General features: G+C 58.2%; 26 protein-coding genes. 12 read left to right on the plus strand and 14 right to left on the minus strand.

Annotation, left to right across the window (positions count from 1 at the left end; all coding sequences use genetic code 11):
* Positions 1-25 precede the first annotated feature (25 nt).
* The 8 genes from sdhA to GOV90_RS15470 all read right to left on the minus strand — a co-directional run bounded on the left by sdhA (position 26) and on the right by GOV90_RS15470 (position 6,219).
* The gene (gene sdhA, locus GOV90_RS15435) at positions 26-1,831 is read right to left on the minus strand and encodes a succinate dehydrogenase flavoprotein subunit (RefSeq protein ID WP_171093661.1); all 1,806 of its coding nucleotides are present in this window, start codon (positions 1,829-1,831) and stop codon (positions 26-28) included.
* Positions 1,832-1,849: 18 nt separating this feature from the next.
* A complete protein-coding gene (gene sdhD, locus GOV90_RS15440; protein WP_050604070.1) occupies positions 1,850-2,221 on the minus strand; it encodes a succinate dehydrogenase, hydrophobic membrane anchor protein in 372 nt (123 codons plus the stop codon).
* A gap of 13 nt (positions 2,222-2,234) precedes the next feature.
* Positions 2,235-2,621, minus strand: coding sequence for a succinate dehydrogenase, cytochrome b556 subunit (gene sdhC / locus GOV90_RS15445; protein ID WP_171093663.1), 387 nt, complete (start codon positions 2,619-2,621; stop codon positions 2,235-2,237).
* 215 nt (positions 2,622-2,836) lie between these two features.
* Positions 2,837-3,499 carry a DUF1194 domain-containing protein gene (locus GOV90_RS15450; protein ID WP_171093665.1) on the minus strand — a complete coding sequence of 221 codons (663 nt, stop codon included), beginning with the start codon at positions 3,497-3,499 and terminating at the stop codon, positions 2,837-2,839.
* 54 nt (positions 3,500-3,553) lie between these two features.
* Positions 3,554-4,582, minus strand: a complete 1,029-nt coding sequence (locus tag GOV90_RS15455) for a MaoC family dehydratase (protein WP_171093667.1) — start codon at positions 4,580-4,582, stop codon at positions 3,554-3,556.
* A complete protein-coding gene (locus GOV90_RS15460; protein WP_171093669.1) occupies positions 4,582-4,788 on the minus strand; it encodes a DUF1737 domain-containing protein in 207 nt (68 codons plus the stop codon). The genes GOV90_RS15455 and GOV90_RS15460 overlap by 1 nt, the downstream gene beginning before the upstream one ends.
* Before the next feature lie 12 nt (positions 4,789-4,800).
* The gene (locus tag GOV90_RS15465; RefSeq protein WP_171093671.1) at positions 4,801-5,355 is read right to left on the minus strand and encodes an NnrU family protein; all 555 of its coding nucleotides are present in this window, start codon (positions 5,353-5,355) and stop codon (positions 4,801-4,803) included.
* A gap of 6 nt (positions 5,356-5,361) precedes the next feature.
* A complete protein-coding gene (locus GOV90_RS15470; protein WP_171093673.1) occupies positions 5,362-6,219 on the minus strand; it encodes a CoA ester lyase in 858 nt (285 codons plus the stop codon).
* 169 nt (positions 6,220-6,388) lie between these two features.
* On the opposite strand from GOV90_RS15470, the gene GOV90_RS15475 reads away from it, so the two are divergent.
* Positions 6,389-6,694, plus strand: coding sequence for a hypothetical protein (locus GOV90_RS15475; RefSeq protein ID WP_171093675.1), 306 nt, complete (start codon positions 6,389-6,391; stop codon positions 6,692-6,694).
* On the opposite strand, the gene GOV90_RS15480 is transcribed toward GOV90_RS15475, so the two are convergent.
* The gene (locus GOV90_RS15480; RefSeq protein WP_171093677.1) at positions 6,695-7,450 is read right to left on the minus strand and encodes a sulfite exporter TauE/SafE family protein; all 756 of its coding nucleotides are present in this window, start codon (positions 7,448-7,450) and stop codon (positions 6,695-6,697) included.
* A 161-nt stretch (positions 7,451-7,611) separates the two neighbouring features.
* Here GOV90_RS15480 and mdh point away from each other — a divergent pair, with 161 nt between their 5' ends.
* The 10 genes from mdh (at position 7,612) to lpdA (ending at position 19,172) form a co-directional block, all read left to right on the plus strand.
* Positions 7,612-8,574 (plus strand): malate dehydrogenase, encoded by a 963-nt coding sequence (gene mdh, locus GOV90_RS15485; RefSeq protein ID WP_171172869.1) that lies wholly within the window; start codon positions 7,612-7,614, stop codon positions 8,572-8,574.
* A gap of 308 nt (positions 8,575-8,882) precedes the next feature.
* A complete protein-coding gene (sucC, locus tag GOV90_RS15490; protein WP_171093682.1) occupies positions 8,883-10,076 on the plus strand; it encodes an ADP-forming succinate--CoA ligase subunit beta in 1,194 nt (397 codons plus the stop codon).
* Positions 10,077-10,173: 97 nt separating this feature from the next.
* Positions 10,174-11,001 carry a glycosyltransferase family 25 protein gene (locus tag GOV90_RS15495; RefSeq protein ID WP_171093684.1) on the plus strand — a complete coding sequence of 276 codons (828 nt, stop codon included), beginning with the start codon at positions 10,174-10,176 and terminating at the stop codon, positions 10,999-11,001.
* A gap of 13 nt (positions 11,002-11,014) precedes the next feature.
* Positions 11,015-11,896 carry a succinate--CoA ligase subunit alpha gene (gene sucD / locus GOV90_RS15500; protein ID WP_171093685.1) on the plus strand — a complete coding sequence of 294 codons (882 nt, stop codon included), beginning with the start codon at positions 11,015-11,017 and terminating at the stop codon, positions 11,894-11,896.
* A 41-nt stretch (positions 11,897-11,937) separates the two neighbouring features.
* Positions 11,938-12,477 carry a DUF805 domain-containing protein gene (locus GOV90_RS15505; RefSeq protein WP_171093687.1) on the plus strand — a complete coding sequence of 180 codons (540 nt, stop codon included), beginning with the start codon at positions 11,938-11,940 and terminating at the stop codon, positions 12,475-12,477.
* On the plus strand, positions 12,474-15,431 hold the full coding sequence (locus tag GOV90_RS15510; RefSeq protein ID WP_171093689.1) for a 2-oxoglutarate dehydrogenase E1 component: 2,958 nt from the start codon (positions 12,474-12,476) through the stop codon (positions 15,429-15,431). Before GOV90_RS15505 ends, GOV90_RS15510 begins: the two co-directional genes overlap by 4 nt.
* 3 nt (positions 15,432-15,434) lie before the next feature.
* Positions 15,435-16,946 (plus strand): 2-oxoglutarate dehydrogenase complex dihydrolipoyllysine-residue succinyltransferase, encoded by a 1,512-nt coding sequence (odhB, locus tag GOV90_RS15515; protein ID WP_171093692.1) that lies wholly within the window; start codon positions 15,435-15,437, stop codon positions 16,944-16,946.
* A gap of 2 nt (positions 16,947-16,948) precedes the next feature.
* Entirely contained in the window at positions 16,949-17,218 is a 270-nt protein-coding gene (locus GOV90_RS15520) for a hypothetical protein (protein WP_171093694.1), read from the plus strand.
* Between the two features lie 85 nt (positions 17,219-17,303).
* Positions 17,304-17,714 (plus strand): MAPEG family protein, encoded by a 411-nt coding sequence (locus GOV90_RS15525; protein ID WP_171093696.1) that lies wholly within the window; start codon positions 17,304-17,306, stop codon positions 17,712-17,714.
* Positions 17,715-17,783: 69 nt separating this feature from the next.
* On the plus strand, positions 17,784-19,172 hold the full coding sequence (lpdA, locus tag GOV90_RS15530; protein WP_171093697.1) for a dihydrolipoyl dehydrogenase: 1,389 nt from the start codon (positions 17,784-17,786) through the stop codon (positions 19,170-19,172).
* Positions 19,173-19,308: 136 nt separating this feature from the next.
* On the opposite strand, the gene GOV90_RS15535 is transcribed toward lpdA, so the two are convergent.
* From GOV90_RS15535 to GOV90_RS15550, 4 genes are read right to left on the minus strand one after another with little or no spacing between them, the layout of a single operon-like run.
* Positions 19,309-19,914, minus strand: coding sequence for a pyridoxamine 5'-phosphate oxidase family protein (locus tag GOV90_RS15535; RefSeq protein ID WP_171093699.1), 606 nt, complete (start codon positions 19,912-19,914; stop codon positions 19,309-19,311).
* Entirely contained in the window at positions 19,901-20,641 is a 741-nt protein-coding gene (locus GOV90_RS15540) for a 1-acyl-sn-glycerol-3-phosphate acyltransferase (protein ID WP_171093701.1), read from the minus strand. Before GOV90_RS15540 ends, GOV90_RS15535 begins: the two co-directional genes overlap by 14 nt.
* Positions 20,641-21,540: an ABC transporter permease gene (locus GOV90_RS15545; RefSeq protein WP_171093703.1), complete on the minus strand. Its 900-nt coding sequence runs from the start codon at positions 21,538-21,540 to the stop codon at positions 20,641-20,643. Before GOV90_RS15545 ends, GOV90_RS15540 begins: the two co-directional genes overlap by 1 nt.
* Positions 21,537-22,214: an ATP-binding cassette domain-containing protein gene (locus GOV90_RS15550; protein WP_171093705.1), complete on the minus strand. Its 678-nt coding sequence runs from the start codon at positions 22,212-22,214 to the stop codon at positions 21,537-21,539. The genes GOV90_RS15545 and GOV90_RS15550 overlap by 4 nt, the downstream gene beginning before the upstream one ends.
* Before the next feature lie 181 nt (positions 22,215-22,395).
* Between GOV90_RS15550 and GOV90_RS15555 the strand changes: the two genes are divergently transcribed.
* Positions 22,396-23,127, plus strand: coding sequence for a zinc-ribbon domain-containing protein (locus GOV90_RS15555; RefSeq protein ID WP_171093707.1), 732 nt, complete (start codon positions 22,396-22,398; stop codon positions 23,125-23,127).
* A gap of 2 nt (positions 23,128-23,129) precedes the next feature.
* On the opposite strand, the gene GOV90_RS15560 is transcribed toward GOV90_RS15555, so the two are convergent.
* Complete coding sequence (locus GOV90_RS15560) at positions 23,130-25,622, minus strand: TIGR02302 family protein (protein WP_171105556.1); 2,493 nt, start codon at positions 25,620-25,622, stop codon at positions 23,130-23,132.
* Between the last annotated feature and the right edge of the window lie 54 nt (positions 25,623-25,676).

A 25,676-nucleotide genomic window follows, 5' to 3' on the forward strand; every position in this document is an offset into this window, starting at 1 on the left:
GCAGCATTGCCTGCTTTCCCTGCCCTTAGAACGTCCGCGCTTTGGGCGCGATTTTCTGAAGGCTGATACCGCCCTGTTCCTCGGTTGTCAGCGGATCAACGATGACCGGGCGATAGCTCAGCTCAACTGCGTTGCCCTCAACCCGGCTGACTGTATGTACGCGCCAGTTTTCATCGTCACGCTCGCTGAAATCCTCGTGCGCGTGGGCGCCACGGGATTCTTTACGCGCCTCAGCACCGACGATGGTCGCCAGCGCGTTGGGCATAAGGTTGGTCAGCTCTAACGTTTCCATCAGATCACTGTTCCAGACCAACGAACGGTCTGTGACTTTCAGATCGTCCATCTTGGCAGCAATCGCGGTCATGTTTTCGACGCCTTCAGCCATTGTTTTGGCCGTACGGAACACGGCTGCGTCCGCTTGCATGGTTTTCTGCATCTCAAGCCGCAATTCCGCGGTCGCGACCGAACCGTTGGCGTTGCGGACCGCGTCAAACCGATCAAAGGCTTTGTCGACCGACGCCTGGTTCAAAACCGGGTTCGGCGCTTCGGCATCAACGACTTTACCAGCGCGGATCGCAGCCGCGCGGCCAAACACCACGAGGTCGATCAGCGAGTTAGATCCCAGACGGTTCGCACCGTGGACCGAGGCACAACCCGCTTCACCCACAGCCATCAAACCGGGGACAACAGCGGTCGGGTCTTCGGCGGTGGGGTTCAGAACCTCACCCCAATAGTTGGTCGGAATGCCACCCATGTTGTAGTGAACGGTCGGCAGAACCGGGATTGGTTCCTTGGTCACGTCGACACCCGCAAAGATCTTTGCGCTTTCCGAGATACCCGGCAAACGCTCTGCCAGAGCTTCGGCAGGCAGGTGCGACAGGTTCAGGTGGATGTGATCCCCTTCCGCGCCGACACCACGGCCTTCTCGGATCTCCATCGTCATCGAGCGCGAGACATAGTCACGTGGCGCGAGGTCCTTGTACTGGGGCGCATAACGCTCCATGAACCGCTCGCCTTCCGAGTTTGTCAGATAGCCACCCTCGCCCCGCGCACCTTCGGTGATCAGACAGCCCGAGCCGTAGATGCCGGTCGGGTGGAACTGCACAAACTCCATGTCCTGCAATGCCAGACCTGCGCGGGCCACCATACCGCCACCGTCACCAGTGCAGGTATGGGCCGAGGTCGCGCTGAAATAGGCGCGGCCATAGCCGCCGGTCGCCAGAACAACCATTTTGGCGTTGAAGACATGCATCGTGCCGTCGTCCAGCTTCCAGCAGACGACGCCCTGACATTGCCCATCCTCGGACATGATCAAATCGATGGCGAAATATTCGATGTAGAACTCGGCGTTGTTCTTCAGCGACTGACCGTACAGCGTATGCAGGATCGCGTGGCCAGTCCGGTCGGCGGCAGCGCAGGTCCGCTGCACGGCGGGGCCTTCACCGAATTCGGTTGTGTGACCGCCGAACGGGCGCTGGTAAATCTTGCCTTCTTCGGTGCGGCTGAAGGGAACGCCGTAGTGCTCCAACTCGTACACGGCCTTGGGTGCTTCCCGCGCGAGGTATTCCATCGCATCGGTATCACCCAGCCAGTCAGACCCTTTGACAGTGTCATACATGTGCCACTGCCAGTGGTCAGGACCCATGTTCGACAAGGACGCCGCGATACCACCCTGAGCCGCCACAGTGTGCGAACGGGTTGGGAAAACCTTGGTCACGCACGCGGTGCGCAACCCCTGTTCCGCCATGCCCAAAGTCGCCCGCAGACCGGCCCCACCGGCGCCGACAACGACCACGTCATAATCATGCGTTTCGTATTCGTATGCAGCCATTTCTTTCAGCTCCGGGAATTAAAGGGCAATGCGTGCGATGGCGAAGATGCCAGCCGCAGCTGCGCCGTAGGACAGGCAGGTCACCAGAATGATCAGGACCTTTTCAAGCGTGCCGTGAACATAGTCTTCCAACATCACCTGCGCGCCATCTGCGAAGTGTTTGAAGCCAACCGCCAGCGTCAGCGCTGCAACAATCGCAGGGAAGGGCCGTGAATAGTAGTCCAGAACCACATCAAACGGCTGACCCAGAACCGGGCCAAACGTGAAGACAAACAAAGGCACGAGGATCAGCAGCGCCACCGAGCTGACTTTCATGGCCCAGAAATGGGCGGTGCCGGATTTCGCCGAGCCAAGGCCAGCGGCGCGTTTGCGGTCGGTCAGATAACGCATCTCAGTCCTCCAATCACGCGACGATGACAAGGGTCAGAAGGGTCAACACAACCGACCCGATGACAACGGCCCAACCCAGTTTGGTCGCTGTTGGAAGGTCCAAGCCAAGCGCATTGTCCCAGATCAGGTGCCGCACACCGGCCAGCGTGTGATACCACAGGCCCCAAACGGAAAGAGCCATCACCAGATCCCCGATCATCGAGGTGATTACCCCGTTCGCTATGGCAAACGCTTCGGGCGATGTAGCAGCGGCCAGGAACCACCAAACGATCAGCAGGCCCGCGACTAATAAGGCGTTTCCTGTGATACGGGTCAGGATGGATGTGACCGACGTCAGCTGTGGACGATAGATCGACAGATGCGGCGAAAGTGGGCGATTGCCCCGATTTACATCGGCCATGGCGGCTCCTTTTCGGTTGGCTACCGAACGTTTTACTGTTTTTTGCGACACTGTCACGTGCTGCGGCTGCAAAATACAGCAAATTCGGCTCAAACCGGCGGATATTCCCAATATGTGATCACACAAAATAATGTCGTGATCACATATGACATTCCCCTTCATCAATGTTAGCGATTTCAAAGGCAAAAGGATGTGATCACGAATCTTTTGACGCGTCACTTAAGCCCTGCGGTTTGCTGCGTCACTTCGCGCAACAGTTTTCTGCGAATTCGTTCCGGGTAATCGGCAAATCCGGCTGCTGAAACTACAAATGCACCTTCACCCACAATGACATTCTCAAAGAAATATGCTGTCAGGTCCGGCTCACTCTCCTCAATGGCCAGGGCGTTGACGACAACGCCTCTGTCCCGCAGGGCGGCGTGAACTTGCGTCGGCTCGACGCCTTCATTGGATACCCCGTCGCCGGACAAATCGATCAGATGTCGGGTGCAGTGGGACACAGGCTCGAAGGAGTCGAGCGTTGTCTGAAGCGCTTCCCCAATCGCGGTTGAAAAGTTCCGCCAGATGCGCGGATCCTCAGAAACCTGTTCCGCAAACCGATCCAAAGCTGCGAAACTGTCGATACGAGTCCAGGGGATCGTGATCCGCTGACGCGACGACCCGGTCCATTGCACCAGCATCAACTGTGCCTGACCGCGGACCAATGCCTCGGATACGATCGGGTCGCGCAGTCCAGCGGCCAGACCATCCATCTGGATGCGGTACTCGCTGCCGTCGACCGAACCAGACACATCTACGGCCAAGGCCAAAGCCAGATCACAGGCTTGGGCTGCGGGTGCCAGAAACAGACTGGCCACTATCGCGCGAAGGGTATGCATGGTGCAAACCTAGCACGGCTTGCACGCATTGCATTCACATAACTGTCAGTTCGTCTATTGCGGCATCAGCGCCCAATAATCGAGGTCCAGAAGTACGTCCGACACGTACCGACCCTCGTCATTTTTTAACGCGAATGGTGCGCCTCCTTTGGTGGCGACCAGACGCAACCGGATCGCCCCCACGCCGGGTACGCCAGTCTCGGCCTTGTCCAGAACCTCGGACCACGCTTTGATGGTATCACCTGCAAAACAAGGGTTGGCATGCGCGCCACCATTCAGGCCAACGATCATCTGCGCATTTGCCAAACCGTTAAAGGACAGGGCGCGCGCCATCGAAATGACATGACCCCCATAGATCAGGCGGCCTTCAGGTCGAAACGTCAGGTCGAAATGCACTTTGGCGGTATTCTGCCACAAGCGCGTGGCCAACATATGCTCGGCCTCTTCCACGGTCACACCGTCCACGTGGTCGATGGTCTCACCTATTTCATAATCGCTCCAGCGATGTGGCTCACCAGCCAATGCAAAATCGTAGTTCGAGAAATCAAGGCCCTCGGGCACGATGAGGTCTTGAGGATCTAGAACCTTCTTCAACTCGGGAACAACTGTCTCAGGCGCAGGTGCATCGACATTTGCTTTGCGCACCATAACCCAACGAACATATTCGATGACCACCTCGTCCAACTGGTTCAGCCCGCGGGTACGTACCCAGACAACACCGGTTTTCCCGTTCGAGTTCTGCTTGACCCCGATCACCTCGGACACCGAACGCAACGTGTCGCCTGCATAGACGGGCTTTAGCCAACGGCCTTCGGCATAACCAAGATTGGCAACTGCATTCAGCGAAACATCGGGCACCGTTTTGCCAAACACCAAATGGAAGGCCGCCAGATCATCGATCGGGCTTTCCGGCAAACCACAATCCCGGGCAAATTCATCCGAGGAATACAGCGCATGACGCGCGGGATAGAGCGCGTGATACAAACCACGCTCTCCTTCGGTCACCGTGCGCGGTACGGCATGTTGCAGCACCTGTCCGACGGCGTAGTCCTCGAAAAAACGTCCCGGATTTGTTTTTGCCATCACTGCTGTCCCAGTTTCATTTCAGGGGAATAGTCGGCCTCGACCTCTTTGGTCACAGCCTGCGCACAACGCATCACGTTGTTTGCTGTGTCGAAGGCATAGGACGGGTCGCCATACAGTTCCCACCCTTTGGCCAGCGCGTCCGACACTTTGTGACAGAAGGCAGACGTGTCTTCTTCGGTCAACAAACGATAGAGTTTTGCCATTGCCTGAGGTCCTTATGAGCCGAACGGAGACGGGCCGACCAGCCCATGGATATAGCCGATAATCCCCAACAGGACGATCGAGGCCACAAAGAACATCGCGTCCTTACCGTAAGTTCCGGGTTCAGCCGGGCTCCATTCGGGTTCGGACTTGTTGATCACGATCACCTCGACCACGGCCCATGCCAAAAGCCCGCCAAACAGGATGATCGAAGCCAGATCGCCGTTCACCAGCAAATGCGCAAAGGCCCACAGCTTGAAGCCGCCCAGCATCGGATGGCGCAGCTTGTTCAGCAAACGGCCTTTTGTGCCAGCAGGGCTCATCATGTAGATCGCGATCAGCACCAACAGGTTGTTGACGTGGATCAGAAAGGTCGGCGGCGCCCAGACATAGATGAAATCGGTCATGCGATAGCCGAAGATCATCAGCAGAATCGACGCGACCAGAGCCAAGGCTACTGCGCCCTTACCACCGTTGCCCATCGCGGCCCGGCGTTCAGGTGCCATGCGTTTGAACAGGTGCGCCGCCCACCACAGCGCCACGCCGAGAATTAGAAGAACAAAGCCCATGCTGGCTTACCCCGCTTGCAAAGCTGAAATCGCCTCTGCTTTTGCCAGAATTTCGCGGGCCGTTGCAACGTGCAGATTTTCAACAATCTTCCCATCCACAACAGCAACACCCTGACCCTGTGCTTCGACTTCTTCAAAAGCCGTAATCTGACGGCGGGCCAAATCGATCTCGTCGTCAGACGGCGCGTAGGCGGCATTTGTGATTTCCACCTGAGCCGGATGAATCAGTGTCTTGCCATCGAAGCCCATATCGCGGCCTTGCGCACATTCAGCGGCCAGACCGTCACCATCTTTGAACGCGTTGTACACGCCATCAACGATGATCAGACCTTCGGCCTTGGCAGCCAGCAGGCACAGACCCAATGACGTCATAAGCGGCAGACGGTCCGGGCGGAAACGGGTTTGCAGCTCTTTCGCCAGATCATTGGTGCCCATGACAAAGCCAGCCATCAGAGGATGAGCGGCAATCTCTGCCGCGTTGAGCATCCCGCGCGGTGTTTCCATCATGGCCCAAATCGGCAGATCTCCGGTGATCGCTGCAAGTGCATCCACGTCGGCCGCCGAGTTTACCTTGGGCAACAGAACAACGTCAGCATCCATGTCACGCACAGCCTCGGCGTCGGCACGACCCCATTTGGTGTCCAATCCGTTGATCCGCACGATCTTGACCCGCGCCCCGTAACCACCAGTGGCCAAGGCTGCCTTGAGCGTTTCGCGCGCGTTGTCCTTCTCATCTGCTGCGACGGCATCCTCCAGATCAAAGATGATCGCATCCACAGGAAGGGTCCGTGCCTTGTCCAGAGCCCGGTCTCTGGAACCTGGGATGTAAAGAACCGAACGATAGGGGCGCTGACGAGGATCCATGGACCACTCCCATTGAAATAAAGTTGCGCGGAATGGGGCATTTTTTGCCGGAAAGTTCAAGGAGAAATTTGCCGCAGCGCAGCAAAAGCGACGCAACGTGCTTTGCCTTAACCGAATTTCGCCACCTCGGCCCCACCCTGAGCAACAGATGGAATCGAAGGGGTACGGGATGGACAAGACACTGTTCAAGATGACGATGGGCTTGGGAATCATGGCGCTGGCGGCACAACAGGTGCAGGCTGCGGGCCAGAACTGCGCACCGCGAGAGGACGTGTTGACACGGCTTCATGAAACTTATGGCGAAACGCGCCGGGGCCTTGGGCTGGCCCGGCAAGGCGCGGTTATGGAGCTGTTCGCTTCGGGCGAAAGCGGCAGTTGGACGATCACGGTGACTCTGCCGAACGGGATCACGTGCTTGGTGACCTCCGGTCAGGCTTATGAGGAAGTCGCGGACGCCTTGCCACCGAATGCCTGATTACGTAAGCGCGTCCCAGATCAGTTTGCTGCCCGTTAAGGTCAACAACACGTAGGCAATTCCAAAGAACAGGCGTTCGGACATCATGAAATGCGCCCGAACGCCAATCCATGCCCCAAGAATAGCAAAAGGTGTCAGCAGCAAATCCGCCAGTGCCGTATGCCATGTGAACAAACCCAAAAATGCGTAAGGCACAAACTTTGTGATGTTGATGACCCAAAAGACCAGCACAGTGCTGGCCTGAAACTCGGTTTTCGACAGTTTTTGTGACAACAGGTATACAGCGGCCGGCGGACCCCCGGCGTGGCTGACAAAGCTGGTAAAACCGGCTACCAGCCCCGCAAACAAACCGGCCGAAGGGGGTAGACGGTTGGCAAAACCGCGCACCCACCCTTTGGTCTGCGCGACGTGCCAGATGACGAAACCAACCGAGATGCCGCCGATCAGTAACCGCAGCAGATCGTCGTCCGTTGCCCGGTAGAGCCATGCACCCAGCGCAACACCCGGTACACCCCCTAAAATCAGCAGCCACGAATCTGCCCAACTCCAACGCTTCCAATAAGGTCCCAGCGTGGCCACATCGATGACCATCAGGATTGGCAGCATCAGCGCCAAAGCCTGTCCGGGTTCCAGGATCAGCGCCAGAATCGACGAAGACGCAAAGGCCACGCCCGAGCCGAAACCGCCCTTTGAGATACCTGCAAATATCACCGCAGGGATCGCCACAGCAAAAAACATCAGGTTCAATTCGAACATGCACCGATCCCGGTTTTGGCTTGTCTCAAAGGCCCTTTAGCGCAATCACACATGGATCCGCAAACGGTATGCGGTTGTATGCCACGTCGCAGAACCCTTGCCTATTGCCGTTTTAGCGACTAGCACGACCGCGATTTCAAAACCGACCGGAGATATTCCAAATGGCCAGACCCAAGATTGCGCTGATCGGCGCGGGGAACATCGGCGGCACGCTTGCGCATCTTGCAGCTGTCAAAGAACTGGGTGACGTAGTCCTGTTTGACATCGCTGACGGACTGCCGCAGGGCAAGGCGCTCGACATTGCCGAGTCCGGCCCATCCGAAGGCTTTGACGCCTCGATGAAGGGCACCAGCGATTATGCCGATATCGCCGGAGCGGATGTATGCATCGTGACCGCTGGCGTGGCCCGCAAGCCAGGCATGAGCCGCGATGACCTGCTGGGCATCAACCTGAAAGTCATGAAGTCGGTGGGTGAAGGCATCGCCGCGCACGCACCCGACGCGTTCGTGATCTGTATCACCAACCCGCTGGACGCGATGGTGTGGGCTCTGCGCGAATTCTCGGGTTCGCCGCACAACAAGGTTTGCGGCATGGCTGGTGTTCTGGACTCGGCGCGCTTCGCACACTTCCTGTCGGAAGAATTCAACGTCTCGATGCGTGACGTCACCGCATTTGTGCTGGGTGGTCACGGCGACACCATGGTGCCTTCGGTACGCTATTCGACAGTTGCCGGCATCCCGCTGCCCGATCTGGTCGAAATGGGCTGGACCACGCAGGAAAAGCTGGACGCCATCGTTCAGCGCACCCGTGACGGTGGCGCGGAAATCGTTGGCCTGCTGAAAACAGGTTCCGCTTATTACGCGCCTGCCACTTCGGCAATCGAAATGGCCGAAGCTTATCTGAAAGACCAGAAACGCGTTCTGCCTTGCGCTGCCTATTGCAGTGGTGAGCTGGGTGTTGATGGTCTGTACGTTGGCGTCCCAACTGTGATCGGTGCAGGTGGTGTTGAACGTATCGTCGACATCAAGCTGAACGAAGACGAGCAGGCCGGTTTCGACAACTCGGTCAACGCCGTGAAAGGCCTGATCGACGCGTGCAAAGGCATCGACAGCTCGCTGGCGTAAAACTGCGTTCAGATTGGAACTTAAGACCGGCCCGTTTTTGGGCCGGTTTTCTTTTGAACTGCGTTGACCCGGGTCGCTCATGTTGGCGCAAACGTCGCAAATCCCTTTTTTGAATGTGATTTTCGGTCCTCGTTCAGATTTTTCGAATCAATTCACCCGCTGGTTATTTTTGTGATCACACCCTAAAAACCCGTGATCACAAATAGCGAAAATCTTCGCTAAAAACCCATTGGACATCAAAAAACCCTTTAAACTTGACCGCTAGACACCCCTATAACGGTTAAACGCAGTCAGACGGGACAATTTCGATGAACATTCACGAATATCAGGCCAAAGCTCTTCTTCGCAGCTATGGCGCTCCGGTCTCCGATGGTCGCGCCGTGCTGCGCGCCGAGGAAGCCAAAACCGCAGCCGGCGAACTGGACGGCCCGCTTTGGGTAGTCAAAGCGCAAATCCACGCAGGCGGACGCGGCAAGGGTTCCTTCAAAGAAACCGACGCCGGTGAAAAAGGCGGCGTGCGTCTGACCAAATCGGTCGAAGAAGCCGCCGAGGAAGCCAAGAAGATGCTGGGCCGCACACTGGTCACGCATCAGACCGGCCCCGCAGGCAAGCAGGTCAACCGCATCTATATCGAAGCCGGTTCGGGCATCGAACGTGAACTGTACCTGGCCCTTCTGGTAGACCGCCAGACCAGCCGCATTTCGTTTGTCTGCTCGACCGAAGGCGGCATGGACATCGAAGAAGTGGCCGCTGCGACGCCCGAGAAAATCCTGTCCTTCTCGGTTGACCCTGCGACTGGGTATCAGCCCTATCACGGTCGCCGCATCGCGTTCTCGCTGGGCCTGCAAGGCGCTCAGGTCAAGCAATGCGTCAAACTGATGAACCAGCTCTACAACGCCTTCGTCGAGAAGGACATGGAGATGCTGGAGATCAACCCGCTGATCGTCTCGGACAGCGGCGACCTGAAAGTGCTGGATGCCAAGGTCGGGTTTGACGGCAACGCCGTTTACCGCCACCCGGATATTGCAGAACTGCGCGACACGACCGAGGAAGACCCCAAGGAACTGGAAGCTTCCAAGTACGACCTTAACTATATCGCGCTGGATGGTGAGATCGGTTGCATGGTCAACGGCGCAGGTCTGGCGATGGCCACCATGGACATCATCAAGCTGTACGGGGCCGAGCCTGCCAACTTCCTCGACGTTGGTGGCGGTGCCACCAAAGAGAAAGTGACCGAGGCGTTCAAGATCATCACCTCGGACCCGCAGGTCAAAGGCATTCTGGTAAACATCTTCGGCGGCATCATGCGCTGTGACGTCATCGCCGAGGGCGTTGTCGCCGCGGTGAAAGAGGTCGGTCTGCAGGTTCCGCTGGTCGTGCGTCTGGAAGGCACGAATGTCGAGAAAGGCAAAGAGATCATCAACACCTCTGGCCTGGACGTGATCGCGGCAGACAACCTGAAAGACGGTGCCGAGAAGATCGTGAAGGCCGTTAAGGGTTAAGCTGCTTGCGGTGGGGTTGGCTTAAAGCCCGCCCCACAGCGCGAACAACTCAGCAAGTGTTTTTTGTTGAGAGGAATCGAAAGAAGCAATCGATCTGATGACCATCCCCATCTTCCTCATAGGTCTTGAACGCGCCATCGGGCGGGCGCGTTTGATGGAGCAGGAGCTGCAAAAAGCAGGCCTGTCGGCGACGCGCGTTAATGCTGTTGATTGCGACGCCGCCACCCGTGAGGATTTCCTGCGCGAATGCAAACCCGAGGGGCCGTGGGGCTATTTCCATACCAAGGATATGGCCTGCACCCTCAGCCATGCCAAAGCGTGGGAAGCATTGATCGCCTCGGGCGCGGAACAGGCGTTGATCCTTGAGGATGACGTGTTCCTGAGCCCGGAACTGGCCGATTGGTTGAATGACCCCTCCTGGTGGCCCGCAGATGCCGATATTGTGCGGTTCGAACGCTGGCGTAGCACCAAGCTCTATGTCGCTCTTGGGCGCAAGCGGTTGATCCATCTGGGGCGCGAGCTGCGCCTGATGCGGTCACGCCATCCCGGAGGCGCGGCATACGCGCTGACACGGCAAGCGGCACAGCATTTTCTGGCGCAGAAACCCTATGATATCACGTTGGACGGGCTGTTGTTCAACCCGTCAGCCTCACCAGCGGCTCGTCAGATCAACATCTATCAGGTGATCCCGGCCATGGTCGAACAGGGCAACGAAGCGCCCGGCGAATACAACATGGGGGCACCGCGCAGTCGGCCCAAAGGCTGGCCATTGGTCCGGCAAAAGATCCGGCGCGGCATTGCTGAAATCAGCAGCGGGCTGCGCACCACGGCCAATCTGGCCTTGGGTCGTGCCACGCTCGAAAAAATACCTTATGCGCCGCAGGTTCTGCCGGCGACTGAACCCAATCAATCCAACACCGCCTAGAGAAAGGGACAAAATGGCAGTCCTCATCGACGAAAACACCAAAGTGATCTGTCAGGGCTTTACCGGCTCGCAGGGCACATTCCACAGTGAACAGGCCATTGCCTATGGCACCAAAATGGTCGGCGGCGTGACCCCTGGCAAAGGCGGGATGGAACATCTGGGCCTGCCCGTGTTCAACTCGGTCCACGAGGCCAAGCATGTGACCGAAGCCAACGCTTCGGTAATCTACGTGCCCCCGCCCTTCGCGGCAGACTCGATCCTCGAAGCGATTGATGCCGAGATGGAGGTGATCGTCTGCATCACCGAAGGCATACCGGTTCTGGACATGATGAAGGTGAAGCGTGCGCTGGAAGGCAGCAAGTCACGCCTGATCGGCCCGAACTGCCCCGGTGTCATCACGCCCGACGCCTGCAAGATCGGTATCATGCCCGGCCACATCCACAAGCGCGGCTCGGTCGGCGTTGTGTCCCGTTCGGGTACCCTGACCTATGAGGCCGTCAAGCAGACCACCGATGTCGGTCTGGGCCAGTCCACCTGCGTGGGCATCGGCGGCGACCCGATCAAAGGCACCGAGCATATCGACGTGCTGGAATGGTTTCTGGCCGATGACGAAACCACATCGATCATCATGATCGGTGAGATCGGTGGCTCGGCCGAGGAAGAAGCGGCGCAGTTCCTGGCGGATGAGGCCAAGAAGGGCCGCAAAAAGCCGACCGCCGGTTTCATCGCAGGCCGCACAGCCCCTCCCGGCCGCCGCATGGGCCATGCGGGCGCGATTGTCGCCGGTGGCAAGGGCGGTGCCGAGGACAAGATCGAAGCCATGCGCTCGGCCGGTATTGTCGTAGCCGAAAGCCCGGCGCAGCTGGGTGAAGCTGTGCTGGAAGCGATTGGCTGATATAGCAGCTTCGGCTGTCTAATTGGGGAGGAACGGAACACATGACCTTTAGTGAGGCTGTCAGAACGTGTTTCTCCAAATTCTTCACTTTTTCGGGCCGTGCATCGCGGCCCGAATACTGGTTCTTTTTCCTGTTCGTCGTGATCTGGGGCTTCATCGCCGGGATCATCGACTGGCAGTTCTTCACGCAGGTCTCGGTCACCGAAAGCGATGAGGTGAAATCCGTCACTGCCACGTCCAGCCAACCGGTCCAGAGCATTGTCGGCCTGATTGTCTTTTTCCCCCATCTGGCCGTCGCATGGCGGCGGATGCATGACACCGGGCGCAGCGGCCTTTACGCCTTACTGCCGATCCTTCTGATCCTTGGGGCCTTTGCGGTCCTGATCTTTGGCATCGGTATTGCCAGCCAGTTCCATGGCGGGACGCTCGACATTTTGTTTACCCGCGCAACATTGCTGATCGTCATTCCGACACTTATCGTTCTTTTTGTGTCGCCCCTCCTGGTTCTGTGGTGGCTGACCCGCCCCAGCCAACCAGGCACCAACCAATACGGTCCCAACCCATATGAGGTAGCCCAATGACCGAACACTCGCCCAACTCTGCCTTTCATGCCTCAAGCTTCATGCAGGGGCACAATGCCGAATATCTGGAGCAGCTTTACGCCCAATACACCAAGAACCCCGGTGCCGTAGACGCGGCCTGGGTTGAGTTCTTCAAGGCTATGGGTGACGCCGCGCCGGATGTGCAGCGCGAGGCCGAAGGGCCGTCTTGGGCGCGGACCGACTGGCCGCCCATGCCTGCCGATGATCTGACAGGCGCATTGACAGGGGAGTGGGCCGAGATTGACGCCAAAGCGGCGGGCAAGAAGATCAAGGACAAGGCCGAAGCAAAGGGCGTTGAGGTTAGCGATGACCAGATCAAACGCGCCGTTCTGGACAGCCTGCGCGCCCTGATGCTGATCCGGGCCTATCGGATCCGGGGCCATCTGGCCGCAGATTTGGACCCGCTGGGGATGCGCGCGGCATCCAATCACCCAGAGCTGGATCCAAAGACCTACGGCTTTACCGACGCCGACATGGACCGGCCGATCTTTATCGACAACGTTCTGGGGCTTCAGGTGGCCTCGATGCGGCAGATCGTCGAAATCGTAAAGCGAACCTATTGCGGCACATTTGCGCTGCAATACATGCATATTTCGAACCCCGAAGAAGCCGCTTGGCTGAAAGAGCGGATCGAAGGTTACGGCAAGGAAATCGCGTTCACCAAGGAAGGCCGCAAGGCGATCCTGAACAAGATGGTTGAGGCCGAGGGTTTTGAGAAATTCCTGCACGTCAAATACATGGGCACCAAACGCTTTGGTCTGGACGGCGGTGAAGCGCTGATCCCTGCAATGGAGCAGATCATCAAGCGCGGTGGTGCTCTTGGCCTCAGCGACATCGTCATCGGGATGCCGCACCGGGGGCGTCTGAACATTCTGGCCAACGTGATGGGCAAACCGTACCGCGCCATCTTCAACGAATTCCAGGGTGGCAGCTTCAAGCCCGAGGATGTGGATGGTTCAGGCGACGTGAAATACCACCTCGGCGCATCCAGCGACCGTGAATTCGATGGCAACTCTGTGCACCTGTCGCTGACCGCCAACCCCTCGCACCTTGAGGCGGTGAACCCGGTGGTTCTGGGCAAGGTTCGCGCCAAACAGGATCAGCTTGGTGACACGGATCGCACCAAAGTCATGGCCATTCTGCTGCATGGCGACGCGGCGTTTGCCGGTCAGGGTGTCGTGGCCGAAGGGTTTGGTCTGTCTGGTCTGCGCGGTCACAAGACCGGCGGCACTATGCATATCGTGGTAAACAACCAAATCGGCTTTACCACTGCGCCGCACTTCTCGCGCTCGAGCCCCTATCCGACGGATATCGCGTTGATGGTTGAAGCGCCGATCTTCCATGTGAACGGGGATGACCCCGAAGCCGTGGTACATGCCGCCAAGGTGGCGACCGAGTTCCGTCAAAAGTTCCACAAGGACGTAGTTCTGGATATCTTCTGCTATCGCCGGTTTGGTCACAACGAGGGCGATGAGCCCATGTTCACCAACCCGATCATGTACAAAAAGATCAAGACGCACAAAACCACGCTGTCTCTGTACACCGAGCGTTTGGTCAAAGACGGCCTGATCCCCGAGGGTGAGATCGAGGACATGAAGGCCGCCTTCCAGGCACACCTGAACGACGAGTTCGAGGCCGGAAAAGACTACAAGCCCAACAAGGCTGACTGGCTGGACGGGCGTTGGTCGCATCTGGACAAGAACAAAGACGAATACATGCGCGGCGAGACAGCGATCACGCCCGAGACTCTGGCCGAGGTTGGCGGCGCGCTGACCCGCGCCCCGGCTGGGTTTGCATTGCATAAGACAGTCGGTCGTCTGCTGGACCACAAGAAGCAGATGTTTGAATCCGGCACGGGCTTTGACTGGGCCACCGGTGAGGCACTGGCCTTCGGATCGCTGTTGACCGAAGGCTACCCGGTGCGTCTGTCAGGCCAGGACGCCACGCGCGGCACGTTCAGCCAACGCCATTCGGGATTCATCCATCAGGAAACCGAAGAACGGTATTACCCGCTGAACAACATTCGCGCAGGTCAGTCGCATTACGAAGTGATTGACTCGATGCTGTCCGAATATGCGGTGCTTGGGTTTGAATACGGTTATTCGCTTGCTGAACCCAATGCCCTGACCCTGTGGGAAGCGCAGTTTGGTGACTTCGCCAACGGCGCGCAGATCATGTTTGACCAGTTCATCAGTTCAGGTGAATCGAAATGGCTGCGGATGTCCGGTCTGGTCACGCTGCTGCCGCACGGGTTCGAAGGCCAAGGCCCCGAACACTCATCCGCGCGTCTGGAACGGTTCCTGCAAATGTGCGGTCAGGACAACTGGATCGTGGCGAACTGTACGACGCCCGCAAACTATTTCCACATCCTGCGCCGTCAGCTGCATCGCACCTTCCGCAAGCCGCTGATCCTTGTGACACCCAAATCGCTGCTGCGCCACAAACTGGCCGTCAGCACCGCCGAGGATTTCACAACCGGTTCCAGCTTCCACCGGGTGCTGTGGGATGACGCGCAAAAAGGGAATTCGGACACCAAGCTGGTAGCGGATGACAAGATCAAGCGGGTCGTCATGTGCTCGGGCAAGGTCTATTTCGATCTGCTGGAAGAACGTGACGCGCGCGGCATCGACGACATCTACCTGATGCGGATCGAACAGTATTACCCCTTCCCTGCACATTCGTTGATCAACGAGCTTGAGCGCTTCAAAGGGGCCGAGATGGTCTGGTGTCAGGAAGAGCCCAAAAACCAGGGTGCCTGGTCCTTCATTGAACCCAACATCGAATGGGTTCTGACCCGGATCGGCGCAAAACACAAACGTCCGGTCTATGCCGGTCGTGCAACATCGGCCTCGCCCGCGACGGGTCTGGCCAGCCAACACAAAGCCCAACAAGAAGCGCTGGTGAACGAAGCGCTGAGCATCAAAGGAAAGTAAGCGATGACGATTGAAGTTCGTGTTCCCACGCTTGGCGAGTCGGTCACCGAAGCCACTGTTGCCACATGGTTCAAAAAACCCGGCGATGCGGTCGCCGTGGATGAGATGCTGTGTGAGTTGGAAACTGACAAGGTCACAGTGGAAGTGCCTTCTCCCTCTGCGGGTGTGATGGCAGAGATTGTAGCCGCCGAAGGCGACACCGTTGGCGTTGATGCTCTGCTTGCGACCATCACGGCTGGCGAAGGCGCAGCTGCTGCCCCGGCTTCAGCACCGGCAGCAGCGGCCCCTGCTGCCGCCCCCGCAGCTGCGGGTGGGTCTGTTGATGTGATGGTTCCTACACTTGGAGAATCCGTCACGGAAGCCACCGTTTCAACTTGGTTCAAACAGGTTGGCGACAGCGTTGCGCAGGACGAAATGCTGTGTGAGCTGGAAACCGACAAAGTCTCGGTCGAGGTTCCGGCCCCGGCTGCGGGTGTTCTCGCTGAAATCGTCGCGCCGGAGGGTGCAACTGTGGATGCAACCGCCAAGCTGGCGGTAATTTCTGGCGCTGCGGCAGGTGCGGCACCTGCACCTGCTCAGGCGGCAGCAGCGGCCCCGGCAACCGCAAGCACCGGCAAGGATGTTGCCAATGCTCCATCTGCTGAAAAAGCGATGGCCGAGGCCGGATTGTCAGCAGATCAGGTCACTGGCACCGGTCGCGATGGTCGCATCATGAAGGAGGACGTGGCAAAAGCAGTCGCTACGGCTGCGGCTCCGACGCCAGCACCAGCCCCAGCCGCTCAGGCTCCGCGTGCGCCGGTTGCGGCTGAAGACGAGGCCCGCGAAGAACGCGTGCGCATGACCCGTCTGCGTCAGACCATCGCCAAGCGTCTTAAGGATGCGCAAAACACGGCCGCGATCCTGACCACCTATAACGAGGTGGACATGACCGAGGTGATGGCCCTTCGGAACCAGTACAAGGACCAGTTCGAGAAGAAACATGGCGTGCGTCTTGGTTTCATGTCGTTCTTCACCAAGGCCTGCTGCCATGCGCTGAAAGAAGTGCCCGAGGTGAATGCCGAGATTGACGGCAATGACATCGTCTACAAGAACTTCGTCCACATGGGCGTCGCCGCTGGCACACCGCAAGGTCTGGTGGTGCCGGTCATCCGCGATGCGGACAGCATGTCCTTTGCCGCGATCGAAAAAGCCATTGCCGAAAAGGGCAAGCGCGCCCGCGACGGTAAACTGTCCATGGCTGAAATGCAGGGCGGCACGTTCACCATTTCGAACGGTGGTGTCTATGGCTCGCTTATGTCCTCGCCGATCCTGAACCCACCGCAGTCCGGCATTCTGGGGATGCACAAAATTCAGGATCGTCCGATGGTCATCAACGGTGAGATCAAGATCCGCCCGATGATGTATCTGGCGCTGTCCTATGACCACCGGATTGTCGATGGTAAAGGCGCGGTGACCTTCCTTGTTCGCGTGAAAGAGGCGCTGGAAGACCCACGCCGCCTGCTGATGGATTTGTAACCATGGCGACACATGTACTCTGGCAGGCCGATGTGGCCGATTTCGACGTCTGGCTGAAAGTCTTCAAGGAAGATCGAAAGATGCGTGAGGCCGCGGGTATTCGCGACCTCCACATCTGGCGCGACCCTGAGCAGAAAGATCATGCCGTGGCATTGTTCGAAATCACCGATTTGGAGCGCGCGCAGAACTTTATCGAGTCAGAAGAGCTCGCCATGCACCATGAACGTGGGGGCGTGGCCCATATTCACACAAAAGTTCTGACACCCGTCTGAACATGATGGCGGAGCATCAGGGGTGACACACCTTTTGCATACGCTCCGCCACAGAACTCATACGTACTCAACACGGCGTCTTGCAATGAATGCAGAACTGACAGCACTGACCATGGCCGCCCTTCTACAGGTTCTGCAGTTTGTTCTTATGGCAGTCCCTGCAAATCTGGAATTGGGTCCGGGCAAAACCATGTCACCCCGTGACAGGGCCAGATTCGGCGGGACGCTAGAAGATCAACTCTCGGATGGGACAGCGCGGCTCTACCGTGCCCTCAACAACCATTTCGAAGGCTTGATCCTGTTTGCCATAGCTTGTGTCGTCGTCACCGTTTCAGGCAAGGAAAACGCACTGACGGCCACCTGCGCCTGGACCTATCTTGCCGCGCGCGTGCTGTATGTTCCTGCATATTATTTCGGTTGGAAACCGTGGCGCAGCGTCATTTGGTTCTTCGGGTTTCTGGCCACAACCCTCATGCTTTTGGTGGTTTTGCTATGAGACCGCCAACCCATATCCTGTTCAGAGGTTCCTGCCCTGCAACAGCCCGAATTCTCAAGGAGATCTTCCATGGCAAACTATGACGTTATCGTAATCGGCGCCGGTCCCGGCGGCTATGTCTGCGCCATCCGCTGCGCTCAGCTTGGTCTGAAAACCGCCGTGGTCGAAGGGCGCGATACGCTGGGCGGCACCTGTCTGAACGTGGGCTGTATCCCGTCTAAGGCGTTGCTGCACGCCTCGCACCAGCTGCACGAGGCCGAGCATAACTTTGCCAAGATGGGTCTTAAGGGCAAAGCACCTTCGGTCGACTGGAAACAGATGCAGGCCTACAAGGACGAGGTGATCGAGGGCAACACCAAGGGCATCGAATTCCTGTTCAAGAAGAACAAGATCGACTGGCTGAAAGGCTGGGGATCGATCCCTGCCGCTGGTCAGGTCAAGGTTGGCGATGAGGTTCACGAAACTAAGAACATCATCATTGCGTCTGGGTCCGAACCCTCTTCGCTGCCGGGTGTCGAAGTAGACGAGAAAGTCGTTGTGACCTCAACCGGCGCACTGTCGCTAGGCAAGATTCCGAAAAAAATGGTTGTCATCGGCGCGGGTGTGATCGGTCTTGAGCTGGGCTCGGTCTACAGCCGACTGGGGGCTGAGGTGACTGTGATCGAGTTCCTCAAGGAAATCACACCAGGCATGGACCCCGAAGTGCAAAAGACGTTCCAGCGCATATTGAAAAAGCAGGGCCTGAACTTTGTGATGGGTGCTGCGGTGCAAAAGACCGAAGCGACCAAAACCAAAGCCAAGGTCACCTACAAACTGCTCAAGGATGACAGCGAGCACGTGATCGACGCCGATACCGTTCTGGTCGCCACTGGGCGCAAGCCGTATTCCGACGGTTTGGGACTGGACGCCTTGGGTGTTGAGATGACCCAACGCGGCCAGATCAAGGTGGGTTCCGACTGGCAAACCAACGTGCCGGGCATCTATGCCATTGGCGACGTCACCGAAGGCCCGATGCTGGCGCACAAAGCTGAAGACGAAGGCATGGCCGCAGCCGAACAGGTTGCGGGCAAACATGGGCATGTGAACTATGGCGTTATTCCAGGCGTAATCTACACCTGGCCTGAAGTCGCAAATGTGGGTGAGACCGAAGCAACGCTGAAGGAACAAGGGCGCGCCTACAAAGTCGGCAAGTTCATGTTCATGGGCAATGGCCGCGCCAAGGCCAACTTTGCCTCGGACGGGTTCGTGAAGATCCTCGCCGACAAGGAAACAGACCGCATTCTTGGCGCTCACATCATTGGCCCGGCTGCGGGTGATCTGATTCATGAGGTCTGCGTTGCGATGGAGTTCGGCGCTTCGGCAGAAGATTTGGCCCTGACCTGTCACGCGCACCCAACCTATTCAGAGGCCGTGCGCGAAGCCGCACTGGCCTGCGGTGACGGACCAATCCACTCCTGATCCGATACTTGTGAAACCGGAGTATTGCGAGGCTCTGCCTCGCGCTCCGAGGTATTTTGAGCCAGATGAAGCGGGGGATCCCGACTTTGTCTGGCTCATAGTTTTCCAGAACAGGTGTGGCAGGGCAGAACCGCTGTTACCACATGGTTTTCCGGGCGCGCCCATGCCATTCCGCATCATAATGTGCGCCACCTTCGTCGTCGCCGGATGCCTCGGCAAGCAGCTCGCCCACGGTTGGAAGCTGCGCGCTTTCATCCTCGCTGGTCCAGGTTCGAGCCCGCATCAAAGCGCGCGCGCATTGGCTGTAAATTTCGCTGATCTCAATCAGAATAACGGTCGCCGGGCTCTTGCCATGTTTTTCAAACCGGGCGCGTAGCTCTTCGTCAGCCGTGAGTTTTGCGGTTCCGTTCAATCGAATGACTGTGTTCGATCCGGGTACGAAAAACATCAATGAAACACGTGGGTCGCGCACGATGTTCCGCAGGGAATCCAAACGGTTGTTGCCACGCCAATCTGGCATGGCCAGTGTTCGCGGGTCCAATTCCAGCACAACCGGGCCATCATCGCCACGCGGGCTGCCGTCCACGCCTTCCGGACCGACGGTACTGAGCACACAAAGGCGCGATGCCATAATCCATTTGCGATACAATGGTGTCAGATGACGAACGACCTTACGCAAAGATGGTGCGCCGGGTTTCCCATAGTGGGTTTCCAGCGTTGCAATGTCGTCAATGGTGTCCATCAGGATCAAACCCCACTTCGCGCATCAGTTCATTCGAGCGTGTTTCAATCACATCTTCCAATCGACCAAGAAAATCTTCCCGCTCAACCCCGGGTTCAATTGGCTCAAGAAAATCCACGATCGCGAGGCCGGGTTTGCGCATGACCCCGGTCCGGGGCCAAAACACTCCGGCATTTGTAGCCACTGGCACACAGGGAACTCCGAGACCTTCATAAAGAACGGCTGTACCGATCTTGTACGGTTTCTTAACCCCTGGTGCGACGCGCGTGCCTTGAGGGTAGATCACCAGTTGCCCAGGTTCTGAAAACTCTTTCGCCACGTCCTTAACCATCTTCGCAACCGCTGCGCCGCGCTTGCCGCGATTGACCGGAATACAGCCAAGCCGACGGGCATACATTCCGATGACCGGTGTAAACAGGAGTTCACGCTTCATGATGAACTTCCCATGGGGAATAGCGCTGAAGATCATGATGATATCAAGGAACGACTGATGCTTGGCACCCACGACCACTTCATTGGTTGGCGCGGTGCCCCGAACCTCGCACCGAATACCCACCATCCAACTGGCCAGCCACATGGTGCTGTGTGCGTACGTTTTACACGCCCTCAGAGCCCCGAGTTTCGAGAACAGGGCGTAAGGCAGAAATACAATGCCAAGGATCAGCATCCAGGCGTAGATCACGATCATAAAGACCAAAGAGCGCACCCACTGAACGGCTTTGAACATCAGGAAAGTTCCTTCAACTTGCGTCGGGCCGCAGCCCAGGTGGCGAAAAAGGCGACAGCCGCGCCAAGAATGGGGATGAGAATTGGCAGCAGCCAATCGGTGCCCTGAAAGCCCACCCCGCTGAGAAAGCCGCCGGCATCCGAGGCTTCGGGCAGCAACAAAACGCCCGTCATACCCAGCAAGGTCCCAACAAAGGCGCCGAAAAAGGCGCGATAGGTAAAGCGCCGGACAAAAGCCCCGGCGATAAATCTGTCGCGTGCGCCAACCAGACGCAACACCTCGATGATCTGAGCATTCGCCGCCAGAGACGCATTTGCCGCAAGCGTGATCATGGCGGCGGTCGCCCCCCCGATCAGCAGGATCGAGATCCACCCCAAACGCCGTAGCGACATAGCCGCCTCGACAAGAGGTTCACGCCAACGCGTATGATCATCCAGCACCGCGCCCGGCACTTCGGCTCCCAGACGCAAACGCAGACCCGCCACATCCATTCCCGGTTCACCTTCGGTGATTTCGATGAGCTGCGGGATGGGCAAACTATCCAAAGGCAGGTCCGGTCCGAACCACGGCGACAAAAGCGCGGCCTGTTCCTCGGCACTTAAGGCGCGAGCAGACGCGACGCCAGGTGTCTGGCTGAGCACCGACAAGGCTGCTTCAGTCTGCGCAGCAAGCTGCTCTGCGGGGGCATTGATCCTCAAGGTGGCCGCTCCCGCCAGTTCCGAGGCCCAACGGTTGGCGATCCGGCCAGACGCAAGCGCCAACGCCAGTGCAAACACCACCAGAAATGCCATCGCCCCGGCAACAAACAAAGTCAGATGAGCGGTGTATCCGGTTGGCGGAACGACACGGTTCGCCCGCGAATCGCCACGCAGCAGGGTGTTTACCTCAGCTCTGGTCATAGGTCGGCCCCCGCCAGATGCAGCTTGCGCTGAGAGATGCGCAATACGCGTGCCTGAACCTGGCTTTTGGCCGCGCGGATCAGGCTCATGTCATGGGTTGCAATCAAGACCGTCTTGCCCATGCGGTTCAACTCGATCAGCAGGCGTAGCAGACGTTGGGACATTTCCCAATCCACATTGCCAGTGGGCTCGTCCGCCAAGACAACATCAGGCGACAGGATGACAGCGCGGGCCAAGGCAGCGCGCTGACGTTCGCCTCCGGACAATTCAGGCGGGTGTGCTTCGAGCCGCGCGCCAAGCCCCACCCAACTGAGCAATTCGTTCAGATTGTCCTGTTCTGACGTTTCAGATCGCCCGGACACCATCAGCGGCAAAGCCACGTTTTCCGCAAGCGTCATATGGTCCAAGAACTGACAATCCTGATGTACGACACCGACACGACGACGCAGCACAGCCAGTTGATCCCGGTCAAGTGAGGAAATGTCCTGATCAAATACGCTCAGACGCCCCGAGGTTGGCAGCAGGGCCCCATAACACAGTTTCAGCAGCGTTGTTTTGCCCGCCCCGGACGGGCCGGTCAGAAAATGAAACGACCCCGGCTGCAATTGAACCGAGACGTCGCTCAGCAACTCGCCGCCACCATAGGTGTAGCTGACATTTTCCAGCTCGATCACACGTGCCCCCTTTATTTGCCGCTCTTCTTGCCCGAGCAGGGTGGCGGATTCAATGGCTCTACCGAGTCCAATTGGTGACACTTGGCCCATGAAACCGAAAACGCCCTTTGCTGACGGGTCTTAACGGAATATCATCCCTGAAAAAACTATTATCGGCCCATCGCCCGGCCGGGGAGGCAGCATGCGTCTTACATGTCCGAATTGCGGTGCGCAGTACGAAGTTCCTGACGAGGTTATCCCCGAGGAAGGTCGTGACGTGCAGTGTTCCAACTGCGATCAGACCTGGTTTCAGCCGAAGCACCCTGAAGGATCTGTAACCGCGCCAGTCGAAGACGCCGAAGCGCCGGAACAGGAACAGGAACAGGAACAGGAACAGGTTGAAGCGGCGGATCAGCCGACAGAAGAGCCTGAGACCACAGAAGCGGTCACCTCTGACGTTGCGGACACTTCGGCATCTACGGGCAACGTCGATCCGTCAGTTGCCAATATTCTTAAAGAAGAAGCCGAGCGTGAGGCGGAGTTGCGTGCGCAGGAAGGCAGCAACCTGGAAAGCCAGCCCGATTTGGGATTGGATCAACCGCCAGAGCCCAAGGTCAAGCCCAAGCGACCAGCCGCCTCGGAGACCGCTGTTGACGCTGGTCAAAAAGATGCGCTTCCGGATGTCGAGGCGATCAATTCCAGTATGCGCACGGATGAGACAGAAGACGCAGGACCCGCCCCGCGCAAATCAGGCGGATTCCTGCGCGGATTTGCGCTGATGCTGATCATCGGTGTGGTTCTGTATCTGATCTACGGCAACGCGCAGCAGATAGGTGAAGCCGTGCCACAGGCCGACCCACTGCTCAGCTCGTATGTGTCGCTGGTAGATCAGGCACGGATCTGGCTTGAAGCTCAGGCTGGCGCTCAGAACTGAAGTTAAAACCGCTCCAACAGACGCTTGAGGTATTCCAACTCAATCTCGGGGCGGTCCGTTTCTCCGGTCCGGCGGCGGATTTCATCCAGTAACTCGCGCGCCCGGCGATAAACGTCTTCGCCCTGCAGCAGGTTTTCGTCGGTTGAGATCGAACCACCGGCCCCCGGGTTGCGGCCCAGAGGATCGCGATTTTTGGCTTGCGCCTCGCCTTCCTGTGTACCCTGACCCGGCTGGTTTTGCTGGTTCTGGGCCATGGCCTCTCCCAATGAGCGCATCCCCTCGCGCAGCGCTTCCATGGCTTCGGACTGCCTATCAATGGCTTCGGCCAGATCATCCCCGCGCAGGGCCTGTTCTGCCTCGTCCATGGCGCGACCGGCGCGGCCAAGCGCATCCCGGGCCGCGTCACCTTCAGGTGTACCGGCGCCGGGCAGATTTTGCTGCTGGCGGTTCAGTTCATTGCGCAGGGCCTGCTGACGGTCCGCCAGTGATCCCTGCCCCTGCTCGCCCTCTCCGGCCTGATCCGAGCCTTGGCCCTGACCACCCTGACCTTCGTGGCTTTGACCCCGGCCGAGCCCGCCATTGCGGCCTTCATTGCCCTGACTTTCACCGGATTGCGCACCGGGGTTGAACTGTTCCTGCAAGTCGCGGAACGCCTGATCGCTCAGACCTTGCTGTTCGCGCAGGGTTTCAGCCAGACCTTCCATCGCCTGCTGCCCTTCGGATTGTTGGCCTTGCCCCTGGCCCTGGGTCACGCGCATGTTTTCCATCATCTGCTGGAACTCTTCCAGCGCCTGCTGGGCCTCGGCCATCCGACCTTGCTCCATCAGCTCCTGAATGCGGTCCATCATGCGCTGCAGGTCGTCCTGCGTCATCTGCAGGGATTCACCGCTCTGTCCGGGCTGGTTTTCGCCTTCCTGACCATTCTGCTGAGCAAGACGTTGTAGCTGCTGCAGGTAATCTTGCGTCGCTTCGCGCAATTCTTGCATAAGCTCGGCGATTTCTTCGTCGCTGGCCCCGTTTTGCATCGCTTCGGTCAAACGCTCTTGTGCGCGCCGCATACGTTCCAATGCGTCCGCCAAGGTGCCATCCTCGATCAACACGGCAAGCTCCCACAGGGCTTGCGCGATCTCTTCCTGCTGCTCCGGGTTCAGCGCTCCGTAGGTCTGGAAGGCTTCCAGCCGCCGTAAGGCCACCCGCAAGCGCAGGTAAGCAGTGTCCGACCGAAACAGATCCTCTGGCAGATGAGAGACAGCCCGCAACAGCTGCGCCACGCGCGGCGTATTGGACCGCGACCATAGCAGATCACGCCGCTGTTCGATCACCGCTGCCGCCAGCGGGTCAAAGAATCGACGGGCTGGCAAGGCAGTCATAAAAGGCTCGGACGCCGACTGCTGATCTGCCGCATCCACGGCCATCAATGTGATCTTCACTGGCAAATGGGCCCAGGGGTGCTGTGAAAAATCTTCGATCAGATCTTCGCTGAAATCCGCACGGTCACCGGTGATCGGCATTGGCAATTCGATCTCAATCACCTCTCGCGGCTCAGGCTTGATCGTCAGGCCATGACGGCGATCCACCGCCGCCAGATCCAGTTCGATCCGGGCTGATCCCGAGACTACGCCATAATCGTCGCTGGCGACATAGGGCAGCTTCATTTGCCCGCCCGCCTCGGCTTTGGCAGATCCGGCAACGGCGATCTTTGGTGTTGCATCGTCGATGACCTGCACGGCCCATTCGCGGCCTGCAGGGCCATCAATGCGCATTTGGCCTGAACGTTCAGCCACGAACTCCTGTTCGGGATCGATTGCAGCCTCAGTCCCCAAAGTCGAACTGTTCTCGGTCAGGCTATGTGCGCCGACCTCACCATACATCCGCAAGGTAATGCGGCTGCCTTTGGGGACTGACAGCTCTGTATCGGCTTGATCCGCAAGATACAGCGTTGGCAGGCCGGTGTATCTAGGGGGTTCAACCCAACCTTCCCAGGTCGGGCCTTGTCCCGCATTTGCGGTTCCCGGCGCCATATCGGCCACCGAACCTACGCGCCATAATGAGCCGAAGAGAACCGCCACCACAAAAGCCAACAGCGCTGCATAGCGCAACGCGTAAGGATCACGCGACGCCAGCCGCAAGTCAGGTTTGGCGGGTGCAGCAGTTGCGGCGCGCTGCGCCATCCGGTGTTTGTGGGCCTGCCACAGTGCGACCGAGTCCTGATCTGTGGACCCAATCGCTTGATCATCCATCAAGGCTTGTATCGGGCGACCGGGCAGCGTCTCATCCAACCGCATGAGCGCATCTGCACGAGACGGCAGGCTAACTCTTTTCAGCCCCCAAACACCCGCCACAACGATCGAAATCAACGACAGCGCGCCCGCGCCCCAAACGACCTCAACGGCAAATTGGTCTTGCAGACCCAGCATCAGCGCCGCAAGCAGGACCATCAGGATCGAGAACAGCGGCCAGAACGCACGCAATACCTGTTCAGCCACCATGCCCATGTGGGTCAACCACAAGGACAGGCGCGGAATGGGCAGGTTTGATCTGTTGGTCAC

Origin of the sequence: Ruegeria sp. HKCCA5929 (assembly GCF_013034525.1) — a bacterium.
Taxonomy (GTDB): Bacteria; Pseudomonadota; Alphaproteobacteria; order Rhodobacterales; family Rhodobacteraceae; genus Ruegeria.